This is a genomic window from Sphingomonas rhamnosi, from assembly GCF_036663615.1.
Taxonomy (GTDB): Bacteria; Pseudomonadota; Alphaproteobacteria; order Sphingomonadales; family Sphingomonadaceae; genus Sphingomonas.
Window position 1 is genome coordinate 218,835 of the sequence record NZ_JAXOJJ010000005.1, and the last position, 14,173, is coordinate 233,007.

Annotated in this window: 10 protein-coding genes; 9 read left to right on the top strand and 1 reads right to left on the bottom strand. The window is 69.4% G+C overall.

From position 1 onward, the window contains the following. Positions 1-44: 44 nt before the first annotated feature. The 7 genes from tsaE to U1701_RS12605 all read left to right on the top strand — a co-directional run bounded on the left by tsaE (position 45) and on the right by U1701_RS12605 (position 9,475). Entirely contained in the window at positions 45-488 is a 444-nt protein-coding gene (gene tsaE, locus U1701_RS12575) for a tRNA (adenosine(37)-N6)-threonylcarbamoyltransferase complex ATPase subunit type 1 TsaE (RefSeq protein ID WP_332782907.1), read from the top strand. Next, positions 485-1,453 (top strand): aminoglycoside phosphotransferase family protein, encoded by a 969-nt coding sequence (locus U1701_RS12580; RefSeq protein WP_332783054.1) that lies wholly within the window; start codon positions 485-487, stop codon positions 1,451-1,453. Before tsaE ends, U1701_RS12580 begins: the two co-directional genes overlap by 4 nt. Then, positions 1,450-2,205, top strand: coding sequence for a nucleotidyltransferase family protein (locus tag U1701_RS12585; RefSeq protein WP_332782908.1), 756 nt, complete (start codon positions 1,450-1,452; stop codon positions 2,203-2,205). Before U1701_RS12580 ends, U1701_RS12585 begins: the two co-directional genes overlap by 4 nt. Then, positions 2,198-5,212, top strand: coding sequence for a double-strand break repair protein AddB (gene addB / locus U1701_RS12590; RefSeq protein WP_332782909.1), 3,015 nt, complete (start codon positions 2,198-2,200; stop codon positions 5,210-5,212). The genes U1701_RS12585 and addB overlap by 8 nt, the downstream gene beginning before the upstream one ends. After that, positions 5,196-8,621 (top strand): double-strand break repair helicase AddA, encoded by a 3,426-nt coding sequence (addA, locus tag U1701_RS12595; protein WP_332782910.1) that lies wholly within the window; start codon positions 5,196-5,198, stop codon positions 8,619-8,621. The genes addB and addA overlap by 17 nt, the downstream gene beginning before the upstream one ends. A gap of 63 nt (positions 8,622-8,684) precedes the next feature. After that, a complete protein-coding gene (gene trxA, locus U1701_RS12600) occupies positions 8,685-9,008 on the top strand; it encodes a thioredoxin TrxA (RefSeq protein ID WP_332782911.1) in 324 nt (107 codons plus the stop codon). Continuing rightward, entirely contained in the window at positions 9,008-9,475 is a 468-nt protein-coding gene (locus U1701_RS12605; protein ID WP_332782912.1) for a hypothetical protein, read from the top strand. The genes trxA and U1701_RS12605 overlap by 1 nt, the downstream gene beginning before the upstream one ends. On the opposite strand, the gene argJ is transcribed toward U1701_RS12605, so the two are convergent. After that, on the bottom strand, positions 9,472-10,695 hold the full coding sequence (gene argJ, locus U1701_RS12610; RefSeq protein WP_332782913.1) for a bifunctional glutamate N-acetyltransferase/amino-acid acetyltransferase ArgJ: 1,224 nt from the start codon (positions 10,693-10,695) through the stop codon (positions 9,472-9,474). The genes U1701_RS12605 and argJ overlap by 4 nt on opposite strands. A 336-nt stretch (positions 10,696-11,031) precedes the next feature. Here argJ and U1701_RS12615 point away from each other — a divergent pair, with 336 nt between their 5' ends. Together U1701_RS12615 and secA are read left to right on the top strand one after the other, a co-directional pair. Then, positions 11,032-11,286, top strand: coding sequence for a hypothetical protein (locus U1701_RS12615; RefSeq protein ID WP_332782914.1), 255 nt, complete (start codon positions 11,032-11,034; stop codon positions 11,284-11,286). Between the two features lie 79 nt (positions 11,287-11,365). Next, entirely contained in the window at positions 11,366-14,101 is a 2,736-nt protein-coding gene (gene secA / locus U1701_RS12620) for a preprotein translocase subunit SecA (protein WP_332782915.1), read from the top strand. Positions 14,102-14,173: the final 72 nt, after the last annotated feature.

The following is a 14,173-nucleotide window of genomic DNA, read 5'->3' on the forward strand; positions in this document are numbered from 1 at the left end:
CCTGGGCTCCTGCTTTCGCAGGAGCACGGGGAGGGTGGGGGCGCATGATACGGTTGGCCGATCCGCAGGCGACCGAGGCGTTCGGTGCGCATCTCGCGACACTTGTTCGGCCGGGCGATGTGATCACGCTGGAGGGCACGCTTGGCGCGGGCAAGACCAGCATCGCGCGCGGCCTGCTTGCGGCGCTCGGGCTGGCGGGCGAGGCGCCGTCGCCGAGCTTTGCGATCGTGCAGCCCTATGCGCCGCCGGAAGTGCGGATGCCGGTGCTGCATGTCGATCTCTACCGCATCGATGACGCGCACGAGATCGAGGAACTCGGGCTCGACGAGGCGGCGTCCGACTCGCTGCTACTCGTCGAATGGCCCGAGCGCGCCGGGCCGGACTATTGGCCACATGCACTGGCGCTGACCCTGACGATCACGCCGGACGGTGGACGCGGCTTGACAGCGCGGGTGCCGACGGGTTGGGAGCGGCGATGGCCGACATGATCCCGCCGCCCGGCGCCGCCGCTTTTCTCGACGCCAACGGCTGGGCCGATGCGCAGATCCTGCCGGTGGCGGGCGACGCGTCGTTCCGCCGCTATTTCCGCGCGGTCGCCGACGACCGGCGGGCGATCCTGATGGATGCGCCGCCGCCGCACGAGGATCCGCGGCCGTTCATCGCGGTCGCCGAATGGCTGGTCGCGCGCGGCTTTGCGGCGCCATCGATCCTGGCCGCGGATCTCGACCAGGGGCTCGTGCTGCTCGAGGATTTCGGCGACGACCGGCTGCGTGAAGCGGCAGACGCGGCGCCCGAGGATGAGCTGTCGCTCTACGCACCCGCGGTCGACCTGCTGGTCGATCTGCGTCGCCATGCGGCGGGGCCGCTCAAGCCGTACAACCGTGCGGTGCTGACGCGCGAGGCGGCGCTGTTCGTCGACTGGTATTGCCCTGCGGTCGGGATCGAGCCCGATAGGAACGGCTGGGACGCGGCGTGGGACGCGGTGCTCGATCACGCGATCGCCGCCGAGCCGGTGACGGTACTCCGCGATTATCATGCCGAGAATCTGATGCTGGTGGGGCCGGAGCGGTCGCTGGGGCTGCTCGATTTCCAGGACGCGCTGGCGGGCCACCCGGCGTACGATCTCGTCTCGCTGTTGCAGGACGCACGGCGCGATGTCGACCCGGCGGTCGAGGCGGCGATGCTGGCGCGCTATCGGGCCGCGACCGATGCGGACGAGGATTTCCTGCGCGCCTATCATGTGCTCGGCGCGCAGCGGAACGCGAAGATCCTCGGTATCTTCACGCGGCTGTGGAAGCGCGACGGTAAGCCGCGCTATCCGACGTTGTGTCCGCGGGTCTGGGCATATCTGGAGCGTGATCTGGCGCAGCCGGTGATGGCGCCGGTCGCGCGCTGGTTCGACGCGAACGTGCCCGCCGCGCTGCGTGGCGACCCGCTGGTATTGTCGGCATGAGCTTGCAGCATAAGATCCGCCCGATTCCCGCGGGCGACGTGCCGCGGACCGCGATGGTGATGGCGGCCGGGCTCGGTAAGCGGATGCGGCCGCTGACCGCGACGCGGCCGAAGCCCTTGGTCGAGGTGGCCGGCAAGGCGTTGATCGATCACGTGTTCGATCGGTTGCGCGCGGCGGGGATCGCGCGCGCGGTGGTCAACGTCCATTACCTCGCCGACACGCTTCAGGCGCATCTGACCGGCCGGTTCGACGACATCGAGGTCGTGATGTCGGACGAGCGCGGGCGGCTGATGGAAACCGGCGGGGGGCTGGTGAAGGCGCGCGACCTGCTCGGCGACGCGCCGGTGCTGGTGGTCAACAGCGACAATCTGTGGATCGACGGGCCGGTCGACGCGATCCGGCTGCTGGCGTCGCGCTGGGACGATGCGACGATGGACGCGCTGCTGCTGATGGTCCCGCTGGCGCGCGCGCATAATCATGGCGGCGTCGGCGACTTCTATCTCGATGCGGCGGGGCGGATCACCGGGCGACGCAAGCCCGGTCGGGTCGCGCCGTTCGCCTATACCGGGATCCAGATCCTCCATCCGCGGGTGATCGTCGACTGGCCCGAGGGGCCGTTCTCGACCAACCTGTTCTGGGACCGCGCGATCGCGGCGGGTCGTGCGTTCGGCCAGGTGCATCAGGGGCTATGGTTCGACGTCGGCACCCCGGGGGCGATCCCCAAGACCGAGGCGATGCTCGCCGATGGCTGAAGCCGGGGCCGTAGGGCGCGGACCCGCGCTCTGCACGATCCCGGCGCACCGGGCGTTTGCCGATGCGCTGGTGGCGGGGTTGATCCGGCGCGCAGGGGCCGACCCGCTGGCGCTGGCCCGCGCGCTGGTGCTGCTGCCCAACAACCGTGCGGTGCGCGCGGTGACCGATGCGTTCGTGCGCGCGAGCGGCGGCGGGCTGGTGCTGCCGCGGCTGGTGCCGCTGGGCGATCCGGATCTGGGCGAGAGCGTCGGGGCGGCACTCGACCCCGCCGACGATCCGCCGCTGCCCGCGGTGCCGCCCTATCAGCGCCGTATGATCCTCGCGCGGCTGGTCGCCGAGGAGCGCGCGCGTGCGGGTCAGCCGATCGACACCGCGGAGGCGGTGCGGCTGGCAGGGGAGTTGGCGCATACGCTGGATCAGCTGCTGGTCGAGGAGGTCGCGCCGGCGCGGTTGCGCGCGATCGATCTGGGGCCCGAGCTCACCGAACATTGGCGGCGTGCGCTGTCGACCTTCGAGGTCGTGCTCGAACGCTGGCCGGCCGAACTGGCGCGGATCGGGCGGATCGATGCGGCGACCAGGCGGGCGCTGTTGCTCGACCGGCTCGAGCGGCGCTGGCGGAGCGCGCCGCCCGCCGGGCTGGTCTGCGCCGCGGGGGTCACCGATTCGGCGCCCGCGGTGGCGCGGCTGCTGCGCTGCGTGGCCGACATGCCGCGCGGGATGGTGGCGTTCGCGGGGCTCGATCTCGCGCTGCCCGACGAGGAATGGGAGGCGCTGGGGCCGCATGCGCCGAACGCGGCGGGGCTGACGCGGCGCTCGATCGAGACGCATCCGCAGTTCCACATGAAGCTGTTGCTCGAACGCATGGGCGTCGCGCGCGGCGAGGTGGTGACGTGGCGCGAGGGCGGGGGGCATGACGCCGGCGCGGTGCGCGGTCGCGCGATCGCCAATGCGCTGGCGCCGGCGGACTTTACGGGGAAGTGGACGCGGATAGGCGCGGAGGATCGGCGGCTGACCGGCGTGACGGTCGCGGAGCTGGCGACCCCGGCGGAGGAGGCGCAGGCGATCGCGCTGGCGCTGCGCGGGGCGCTGGAGGACCCGGGCAAGACCGCGGCGCTGGTGACGCCCGACCGCGCGCTGGCGCGACGCGTGGCGGCGCATCTGGGGCGCTGGGGGATCACGATCGATGATTCCGCGGGGCGGCCGCTGGCGATCCTGCCGCCGGGGACGTTGCTGCTCGCGCTGGCCGAGGCGGCGGCGCAGCGGTTTGCGCCGCTGGCGCTGCTGGCGTTGCTCAAGCATCCGCTGGTGCGGAATGGGGAGGAGCGGCTGGCTTGGCTGGATGGGGCGCGGGCGTTGGATCGGGCGCTGCGGGGGCCGCGGCCGGCGGCGGGGTTGCAGGGGATCACGGAGCATCTGGGTAAGCGGTTCCCGGGCGAAGGCCGGGGCCCAGTTGGGGGACCTGCGCAACTGGGCCCCGGCCTTCGCCGGGGAACCGCTGCGACCTGGTGGGAGGGCAGTTCCGAACTACTGACGTTGATATCCGCTACGTTCGAACGCGGTCCGCAGCCGCTGGGGGATTTGCTGGCATCGCTCCGCGAAACCGCCGCCTCGCTGTGCGGCGACGCGCTCTGGTCGGGTCCCGCAGGGCGCGCTGCGGCGCAGTTCCTGGCCGATCTCGAACTCGAAGCGCCGCTCGGGCCGCCGCTGGTCGATCCGGTGGACCTGCCGCAATTGCTGCGCACCTTGCTCGACGAGGTTGCGGTGCGGCCGCCGCCGGGGGGGCATCCGCGGCTCGCCATCTATGGCCTGATCGAGGCGCGGTTGCAGACTGCCGACCTGATGGTGCTGGGCGGGCTCAACGAAGGCGTCTGGCCCGGACGGCCCGCGCCCGACCCGTGGCTGGCGCCGCGGATCCGCGCCGAGCTCGGGCTGCCGGGGCTGGAGCGCGGCGTCGGCACTGCCGCGCATGATTTCGCGCAAGGGCTGGGCGCGCCGCGCGCGATCGTCACGCGCGCGCGGCGCGATGCGAAGTCGCCAGCGCTCGCCTCGCGGCTGTGGCTGCGGCTGCAGGCGCTGGCGGGTGACCGGTTCGAGCGCGCGACCGCGCTGGAGGGCTGGACGCGCTCGCTCGATGCGCCGGGAGTGCATGAGCCCGCTGACCGCCCGGCGCCGTCGCCGCCCGCGCTGCTGCGGCCGAAGGCGATTTCGGTGACCGAGGTCGACCGGCTGAAGGCCGATCCCTACGCTTTCTATGCGCGGCGCGTGCTGGGGCTGATGCCGCTCGACCCGGTCGATGCCGATCCGAGCGCGGCGTGGCGCGGCACCGCGGTGCACGACATTCTCGAGCAATGGTGGAAGCTCGATGCCTGCGCGCTCGACCGGCTCCGGCCGCGCGCGGTGGCGATGCTCGCCGACGAGCGGACCCACCCGATGATGCGCGCGCTGTGGCAGCCGCGGCTGCTGGAGGCGATCGACTGGATTGCGGGCGCGGTCGGCACACAGGCCGATGAGGGCCGCAGCATCGCCAGCGCCGAGGGCAAGGGTGCGATCGAGATCGCCGGCGTGAAGCTGTCGGGCCGCTACGACCGCGTCGACACGCTGCCTGACGGCCGGATCGCGGTGATCGACTACAAGACCGGCAAGCCGCCGTCGGCCACCGCGGTGCGCGCCGGGTACAGTTTGCAGCTCGGGCTGCTCGGGCTGATCGCGGAGCGGGGCGGGTTCGCGGATGTCCGCGGGACCGCGGGCGCGTTCGAATATTGGTCGCTCGGCAAGGCCAAGGACGGCTTCGGCTATATCGCGACCCCGGTCGACCCCGACGGCAAGCGCGAGCGGATCCCCACCGCCGAGTTCACCGCCGTCGCCGCGCACAATTTCACCGAGGTCGCGGGCAATTGGCTGACCGGCGATGCGGCGTTCACCGCCAAGCTCGTCCCCGAATATGCCCCCTATGCCGAGTATGACCAGCTGATGCGCCGCGACGAATGGTATGGCCGTGACCGCTGAGACGCTGGCCACGCTGCCACGGCTGAAGGGCGCGCAGGCCGATGCGAGCAACCCTGCCGCGCATGTCTGGCTGTCGGCGTCGGCGGGGACGGGCAAGACGCAGGTGCTGGCGGCGCGGGTGTTCCGGCTGTTGCTGCGCGGCGTCGATCCGAGCGCGATCCTGTGCCTGACCTTTACCAAGGCAGGTGCAGCCGAGATGGCGCAGCGGATCAACGGGCGGCTCGCGGCGTGGGTGCGGATGCCGGGGCCGGCACTGTTCCAGGATCTCACCGCGCTGGGCGAGCGCGGGACGCCCGAGCAGCAGGATTACGCGCGGACGCTGTTCGCGAAAGTGCTCGACGCGCCGGGAGGGGGCTTGCGGATCCAGACGATCCACGGATTCTGCCAGGGATTGCTCGCGGCGTTCCCGGTCGAGGCGGGGCTGACTCCCGGGTTCCGACCGTTGGAAGCGCGCGAGGAGGCGGGGCTGGCGCGCGAGGCACTCGCCGGGTTGCTGGCGGATGCCGAGCGCGACGGGCGAGAACGACCCATCGAGATCGTCGGGCGGCTGAGCCTGCGGATGGGCGAGGGGGGCGCGGAGGGGTTCCTGCTCGCCTGCGCGCGTGCGTTGCCGGCTCTGGAGGCGCTGCCGAGCGGGATCCAGCCGTGGCTGCGGCGCGCGCTCGAGCTGCCCGCCGGGCCGATCGACGAAGCGGCGGCGGCATGGTGCGACGCGCTCGATCTCGACGCGATCGGGCGGATCGCGGCCGCGAACCGCGCCTGGGGCACCGCGACGGGGCAGGGGCATGCCGCGACGGTCGAACGCTGGCTCGCCGCCGAGGATCGCACCGCCGCGCTGAAGGACCTCGCCAGCGTGGTGCTGACGGGCAAGGGCGAACCGCGGAAAGCGTCGAAGAAGCTGATCGACGCCGATCCGGACTATGAAGTGCTCGCCGCCGACCTGGGGGCGGCGTGTTCCGACGTGTTGTCGATGATCGAGCGCGCCGCCTATGCCGATCTGCTGGCCGATGCGCTGGAGGTCGGGCGCGATTATGCGCGGGCTTACGCGCTGGCCAAGCGGCGCGCGGGGGCGGTGGATTTCGACGATCTGATCGCCACCACCGTGGCGCTGCTCGATCAGCCCGGGATCGGCGAATGGGTGCGCTACAAGCTCGATCAGGCCACCGAGCATCTGCTGATCGACGAGGCGCAGGATACCAACGGCCACCAGTGGCGGATCGTGCGCGCGCTGTCGGACGAGTTCTTCGTCGGGCGCGGCATCCACGCACCGGCGACGCGAACGCTGTTCACGGTCGGCGATTACAAGCAGGCGATCTTCGGGTTTCAGGGCACTGACCCACTCAATTTCCAGGCGGCCGAGAATTATTTCAGCCAGCGCGCGCGCGAAGCCGAGGGGGATGACGACTGGCCGATCGACGAACGCGGCCTGCCGCTCGCGCGGTTGTCGCTGACGCATTCGTTCCGATCGACGCGGACCGTACTCGAATTCGTCGATGCTGCGATCGAGGCGATCGGCGAGCCCGGTCTCGGCATCGACGGCCCGGTCGAGCGCCATGCGAGCGAAGTGCCGGGCCCCGGCAGCGTGACGATCTGGCCCGCGATCTCGGCGGGCGGGAGCGAGGAGGACGAGGAGGGCTGGGTCGACGATGCGGTGCGCAAGCTCGCGGTCGATATCGCGCGCGCGGTGAAGCGCTGGATCGACGGCGGGCTGATGCTCGAGAGCAAGGGCCGGCCGCTGCGGCCCGAGGATGTGATGATCCTCGTCAAGCGGCGCGGCGACCTCGCCTCGCTGATCGTCGCGCGGCTGTATGCGGAAGGGGTGCCGGTCGCGGGGGTCGACCGGTTGCGGTTGAACGCGCCGCTGGCGGTGCAGGATCTGCTCGCGGCGATCCGCTTCGTGCTGCAGCCCGAGGACGATCTGAGCCTGGCGTCGCTGCTGGTGTCGCCGCTGATCGGGTGGACGCAGGACGATTTGATGCACGCCGCGCCGCGCGAGGCGGGGCCGCTGTGGCGGCATCTGGGGCGCACGCAGCCGGCGGAACGGTTGGCGCCGTTGCTGGCGATGCTCGCGCGCGCCGATATCGCCACGCCCTACCAGTTTCTCGAAGAGCTGCTGTCGGGGCCGCTCGACGGGCGTCGGAAACTGATCCGGCGGCTGGGGACCGAGGCGCGCGATCCGATCGAGGAACTGCTCAACGCCGCGCTGACGTTCGAGAGCACGACGACGCCGTCGCTGCAGCGCTTCCTCGACTGGTTCGACCGCGGCGATGTCGAGATCGTGCGCGATCCGTCCGCGCCGCTCGACGCGGTGCGGGTGATGACCGCGCACGGGGCCAAGGGGCTGCAGGCACCGCTGGTGATCCTGGCCGATGCGACCGCGGACCCGACCGCGGCGCCGCGATCGATCCTGAAATGGTCGCCCGAGCCGGGTGACGCGCCGATCCCGGTGTTCCGGCCGCGCAGCGCGGAGCGGGGCGGACCGCTCGACGCCGTAACTAGCGCGGCCGAACGGCGCGAGCTGGAGGAGCATTGGCGGTTGTTCTACGTCGCGGCGACCCGCGCCGAGGAGCGGCTGGTGATTGCCGGCGCGCTGGGGCCGCGTGCGAAGGGCTTGCCGCCGGAGTCGAGCTGGTATGCCGCCGCCGATCGCGCGTTCACCGCGTTGGGGCTGTCGGCTGGCGATGCAGAGCGGACCTTTGTTGGCAGCGAGGCGCAGCCCGAGATCGTCGCAAAGCCCGGGCGCCGGGCCGTTAGAGACGACGCAGCGGCGCTGCCGGACTGGGCGCGTCGCCCGGCGCCGCAGGAAGCACGGCCGCCGCGCCCGCTGTCGCCATCTGCATTGGGCGAGGATGCGGTGTCCGATCCGCCGCCGACCCCCGCGATGCGCGCCGCGGCAGAACGCGGCCGGCTGATCCATGCGCTGTTCGAGCGCTTGCCCGCGACGGCTGCGGCCGACCGGCCGGCGGCGGCGGACCGCTGGCTGGCGCAGGCCGGCGGCGTCGCCGATGCCGCGGCGCGCGCGGACATCGCCGGCAGCGTGATCGCGGTGCTCGCCGATCCGCGCTTTGCCGCGCTGTTCGGCGCCGACGCGCTGGCGGAGGCGCCGATCGCGGCGACGCTCGGCGACGGGACGGTGGTGTCAGGGACGGTCGACCGGCTGCTGATCGAGACGAGCCGGGTGCGCGTGATCGACTTCAAGACCGGGCGCCGTGCACCCCGCGACCTGTCCGAGCTGCCCGACTACCACGTGCGACAGATGGCGGCCTATGTCGCGGCGCTGGCGGTGATCTTTCCGGACCGGGCGATCCAGGCGGCGTTGCTGTATACGGCGGGGCCGATCTTGCTCGACCTGCCGGCCGATCTGCTTGCGGCGCACAAGCCGCACTATCGCGAGGCGGAGCAAAGCTAGCGGCTCGGTGGTTGAGCAGCGGACACCCGGCCCCTAGATTGCGTACAACCAAGGAGAATTCGAATGGCGACCAAGCAGATTACCGATGCCAGCTTTGCGACCGACGTGCTCAACGCCGACGGTCCCGTGCTGGTCGATTTTTGGGCCGAATGGTGCGGCCCGTGCAAGATGATCGGGCCGAGTCTCGAAGAGATTTCGGAAGAGCTGGGTGAGAAGGTGACGATCGCCAAGCTCAACATCGACGAGAATCCCGACGCGCCGGGCAAGTACGGCGTCCGCGGGATACCGACGATGATCCTGTTCAAGGGCGGCGCCCCCGCCGCGACCAAGGTCGGTGCCGAGCCCAAGGGCCGGTTGAAGGCCTGGCTCGAGGGTGAGCTGGCCTAATGCTACTGGCGCTGCTGCTACAGGCGGCAGCGCCGCCGCCGTCTGTGCCCCCCAATCCGTGCCATCGGGTCGAGATGCATGGCGACACCAAAGTGATCGTCGGGTTGGGGGATCGCTTCTGTGTCGATCTGCAACCGCCTCGGACCTATGAGGGCATATGGGTCGATTACTTCGAAGGACAGGCGTTCGTCGAAGGCGCGACCACGCTCAGTGCCGTCGATCCCCGACATGCCTATCCGTGGTTCAACACCGAGAACCCATTGAAATCTTTCGAACGGCCCGGCTTTACTGGACGAGGGTATGTCTATGGACACGGGTACAAGGTGAGATTTGTCGGCCGACAAGCGCGTGACATGAACCGTCCCACGCTTGCCGGTTACGGGCATCTCGGTATGAGCCCCGGCTTGATCGTGCTCGACGAGCTGCTTTCCATCGAGGATCTGGGACCACTGAACCCGCAGGACTAGCTTCGATAGTCGGCGTTGATCGAGATGTAGCCATGCGTCAGGTCGCACGTCCAGACGGTCGCGCGGCCCTCGCCTAGGCCGAGATCGACGCCGACTTCGATCTCCTGACCTTTAAGATGCGCCGCGACGGGTGCCTCGTCATAACCGGTGACCGCCAGGCCACCCTCGGCGACCTGGGTTTCGCCGAAGCGGATCGCGAGCAGGTCGCGTTCGGCGGGTTCGCCCGCCTTGCCGACGGCCATGACGACGCGGCCCCAATTGGCGTCCTCGCCGGCGATCGCAGTCTTGACGAGGGGGGAGTCGGCGATGCTCTTGGCGATGCGGTGTGCGCTGCGGTCGCTTTCGGCGCCGGTGACGCGGATTTCGATGAGCTTCTGTGCGCCTTCGCCGTCGCGGACGACGAGCATCGCCAGCTGATGGCACAAATCGGCCAGCGCCGCGCGGAAGGCGTCGGCACCGACGCTCTCGTCGTCGGCGAGCGCGACGTTGCCGGCCTTGCCGGTCGCGAACGCCAACACGGTGTCGCTGGTCGAGGTGTCGCTGTCGACGGTGATGCACGAGAAGCTCGGCGCGTTGGCGGCGGACAGCGCGGCTTGCAGGAACGCGGGCTCGACCGCGGCGTCGGTGAAGATGAAGCCGAGCATCGTCGCCATGTCGGGGGCGATCATCCCCGATCCCTTTATGACGCCGACCAGCGTGACGGTCCGGTCGCCGATCACGGCGGTCGTCACCGCGCCCTTGGTGAAGGTGTCGGTGGTCATGATCGTCGTGGCGGCGTCTTCCCAGCTGCAGGGCGTCGCGGCGAAGGCGGCGTCGAGCCCGGCTTCGGCCTTGTCGATCGGGAGCGGCACGCCGATCACGCCGGTCGATGCGACGAATATGTCGGAGGGCTGGCAGCCGAGATGCGCGGCGGTGCGCGCGGCGATCGCTTCGACCGCGGCGCGACCGCGGTTGCCGGTGAAGGCGTTCGAGTTGCCCGCGTTGACCACCAGCGCGCGCGCGGTGCCGAGGGTGAGCGCGGCGCGGCACCATTCGACCTCGGGGGACGGGCATTTGCTCTGCGTGAGCACGCCGGCGACCGTCGTGCCGGGGTCGAGCGTGACGAAGGTCAGGTCGCAGCGGTCCCAGGCTTTGTAGTGCGCGCGGGCGACGTGCGGGGTGGCGCCGGCAATGGCGGGGGCTGGCGGGAAGGGGAGGGCGAGCGGCGAACGGTCTGACATGGTGTAGGCTCCGGATTTGCTGGGGGTGTTAGCGCGGGCCGGCGCTAAGGCAAACGGGTTCGGTGCCCGGCAACGACGATGCGAGGCGCGAACTGTTTGCCTTCACGACCCACCCCGGCGAAGGCCGGGGCCCAGTTGGGGAACAGTCGTGACGACGGTCAGCGCTCCGTTACGACGACCTTCCCAACTGGGCCCCGGCCTTCGCCGGGGTGGGGTTTGTACCGAAGCCATCCCGCTTGATTACTAAGCCCCTCCATTCACCGCGCCGCCTTTTCGGTTGGACGATCCCCGCGCTACTCCCTATGTCCGCGCAGGCAATCTGCATCGGACCCGTATTTGAACCTGCTGCTTCTCCTGTCTGCACTTCTGTCCGCGCTGACCGGCGCGGTGCCGGGCGTGCGTCGGGCGGATGCGCCGCAGGCGGTCGCGCAGGCGATGGTCGCCGCGCAGGCGGGACAGGCGGCGATCGCCAGCGCGACGCAGCGGCCGGCCGCGCCGCTGGCCTCGCTCGCATCGCTGGCGGATGCGACCGCGATGTCGGTGCCGGTGCTCAAGACCATCGCGATCTGGACGACCCGCCGGCGCGAATAGCGCGTCCGCGACCGTCCCTTATCGTCTCTCGCGCAGGCCCGACGCCGCGGCCGCGCCCTTGCATATCAGGAAATTGCCCATGTTCGGTGGCCTCGCCAAATCCTTGTTCGGTTCGTCCAACGACCGCTACGTCAAGTCGCTCAACCCGATCCTCGCGCAGATCGCCGGGTTCGAGCCTACGCTCGTCGCGATGTCCGACGAGGAGCTGTCCGCGCAGACCGTGAAGTTCCGCGAGCGGCTCGCGAACGGCGCGACTCTCGACGACCTGCTCCCCGAAGCCTTCGCCACGGTGCGCGAGGCGGCCAAACGCGTGCTCGGCCAGCGGCATTACGACGTGCAGATGATCGGCGGCATCGTCCTCCACCGCGGCGAGATCGCCGAGATGCGGACCGGCGAAGGCAAGACGCTCGTCGCCACGCTCGCGACCTATCTCAACGCGCTGCCCGGCGACGGCGTCCACGTTGTCACGGTCAATGATTATCTCGCCGCGCGCGACGCCGAGTGGATGGGGCAGGTCTACACCTTCCTGGGCATGACGATCGGGATCATCATCCCCAACCTGTCGGACGAGCAGCGCCGCGCCGCCTATGCCGCCGACATCACCTACGGCACCAACAACGAGTTCGGCTTCGATTACCTGCGCGACAACATGAAGTACGAACGCGCGTCGATGACGCAGCGCCCGTTCGCATTCGCGGTGGTCGACGAGGTCGATTCGGTGCTGATCGACGAGGCACGGACGCCGCTGATCATCTCGGGCCCGACCGACGACAAGTCCGAGCTGTATATCCAGGTCGACGCGGTCGTGAAGCAGCTCGAACCCGGCGATTACGACAAGGACGAGAAGCAGAAGACGATCATCCTGACCGAGGACGGCACCGAGAAGGTCGAGCGGATGCTCGAGGCGGCAGGGCTGCTCGAGGGCCAGAACCTCTACGACTTCGAGAACACGCAGGTCGTGCATCACCTGAACCAGGCGCTGCGCGCGATCGTGATGTTCAAGTCGGACATCGACTACATCGTCAAGGACGGCAAGGTCATCATCATCGACGAGTTCACCGGCCGCATGATGGACGGCCGGCGCTGGTCGGACGGCCTGCACCAGGCGGTCGAGGCCAAGGAAGGCGTCGCGATCGAGCCCGAGAACCAGACGATGGCCTCTATCACCTTCCAGAACTATTTCCGCATGTACCCCAAGATCGGCGGCATGACCGGCACCGCGGCGACCGAGGCGGCGGAATTCTACGACATCTACAAGATCAACGTCGTCACCATCCCGACCAACGTGCCGGTAAAGCGCGTCGACGAGGAGGACGAGTTCTACAAGGACACCGCGGACAAGTTCCGCGCGATCGCCAAGAAGATCAAGCATCACGCAGACCTCGGCCAGCCGGTGCTGGTCGGTACGGTGTCGATCGAGAAGTCCGAGCTGCTGAGCGAGTTCCTGGTCGGCGAGCAGGTCGAGCACAAGGTGCTGAACGCGCGCTTCCACGAGATGGAGGCGCACATCGTCGCGCAGGCCGGGCGCAAGTCGGCGGTGACGATCGCGACCAACATGGCGGGCCGCGGTACAGACATCAAACTGGGCGGGAACCTCGAATTCCGCATGCTCGACGAGCATCCCGACCTGATCGAGGGCACGCCCGACTATGCTGCAGTCGCGGCGCGGATCGACGAGGAGATCGAGGCGGAGAAGCAGGAAGTGCTCGCCGCCGGTGGCCTGTTCGTGCTCGGCACCGAGCGCCACGAGAGCCGGCGCATCGACAACCAGCTGCGCGGGCGTTCGGGTCGTCAGGGCGATCCGGGCTTGTCGCGATTCTATCTCAGCCTCGACGACGATCTGCTGCGTATCTTCGGCCCGGACACGCTGTTCGCCAAGATGATGCGCAACAATATCGAGGATGGCGAGGCGATCGGCAGCAAGTGGCTGTCCAAGGCGATCGAGACCGCGCAGAAGAAGGTCGAGGCGCGCAACTACGACATCCGCAAGCAGGTCGTCGAATATGACGACGTGATGAACGAACAGCGCAAGGTGATCTACGAGCAGCGCTCGGACATCATGGATGCCGAGACGGTAGGCGACGTGGTGGTCGATATGCGCGCGGAGACGGTCAACGTCATCGTCGGCGAGGCGTGCCCGCCCAACTCCTATCCCGAGCAGTGGAACATCGCGGGGATGAAGGAGCGGCTTGCCGACATCCTCAACCTCGAGCCGCCGGTCGACGAGTGGCTGAAGGAAGAGTCGATCGATCCCGAGGTCGTCGAGGCACGCGTGCTCGAAGCAGCGGATGCGATGGTCGCGGAGAAGGCGGCGTCGCTCGATCCCGAGACCTGGACCTCGGTCGAGAAATCAATCCTGCTGCAGAATCTGGACCATCACTGGAAGGAGCATCTGGCGACGCTCGACGCGCTGCGCCAGGTCGTCCATCTGCGGGCGTACGCACAGAAGACGCCGATCAACGAGTATAAGCAGGAGGCGTTCAGCCTGTTCCAGCGGATGCTCGAGGCGATCCGCGAGGAAGTGACGAAGACTATCGCACACGCGTCGTTCCAGATGGAGGCACCGGTCGGCCTGCCCGAGCTGCCCGACTTCATCACCACGCATTTCGACCCGTTCACGGGGATGGACGACACCAACGATGTCGACGGGGGGACGATGGGCCACATCACGTCGCAGATGCCGCCGCTGCAGATCCCGCAGCCGCAGGGCGATTTCGGGACGGACCCGGCGGAATGGGCCGGCGTCGTCAGCCGCAACGCGCCGTGCCCGTGCGGGTCGGGCCAGAAATACAAATACTGCCACGGCGCGGTGTGACATGAAAAAGGCCGGGCACCCGATAGGGCGCCCGGCCTTCTCTGTTTCGTCACCCTGAACTCGTTTCAGGGT

Bases quoted from the DNA above. Each gene is read 5' to 3' on its own strand.
- argJ (WP_332782913.1), bottom strand. From the start codon at position 10,695: ATGTCAGACCGTTCGCCGCTCGCCCTCCCCTTCCCGCCAGCCCCCGCC.
- addB (WP_332782909.1), top strand. From the start codon at position 2,198: ATGGCTGAAGCCGGGGCCGTAGGGCGCGGACCCGCGCTCTGCACGATC.
- secA (WP_332782915.1), top strand. From the start codon at position 11,366: ATGTTCGGTGGCCTCGCCAAATCCTTGTTCGGTTCGTCCAACGACCGC.
- U1701_RS12580 (WP_332783054.1), top strand. From the start codon at position 485: ATGATCCCGCCGCCCGGCGCCGCCGCTTTTCTCGACGCCAACGGCTGG.
- U1701_RS12585 (WP_332782908.1), top strand. From the start codon at position 1,450: ATGAGCTTGCAGCATAAGATCCGCCCGATTCCCGCGGGCGACGTGCCG.
- trxA (WP_332782911.1), top strand. From the start codon at position 8,685: ATGGCGACCAAGCAGATTACCGATGCCAGCTTTGCGACCGACGTGCTC.
- tsaE (WP_332782907.1), top strand. From the start codon at position 45: ATGATACGGTTGGCCGATCCGCAGGCGACCGAGGCGTTCGGTGCGCAT.
- addA (WP_332782910.1), top strand. From the start codon at position 5,196: ATGGCCGTGACCGCTGAGACGCTGGCCACGCTGCCACGGCTGAAGGGC.
- U1701_RS12605 (WP_332782912.1), top strand. From the start codon at position 9,008: ATGCTACTGGCGCTGCTGCTACAGGCGGCAGCGCCGCCGCCGTCTGTG.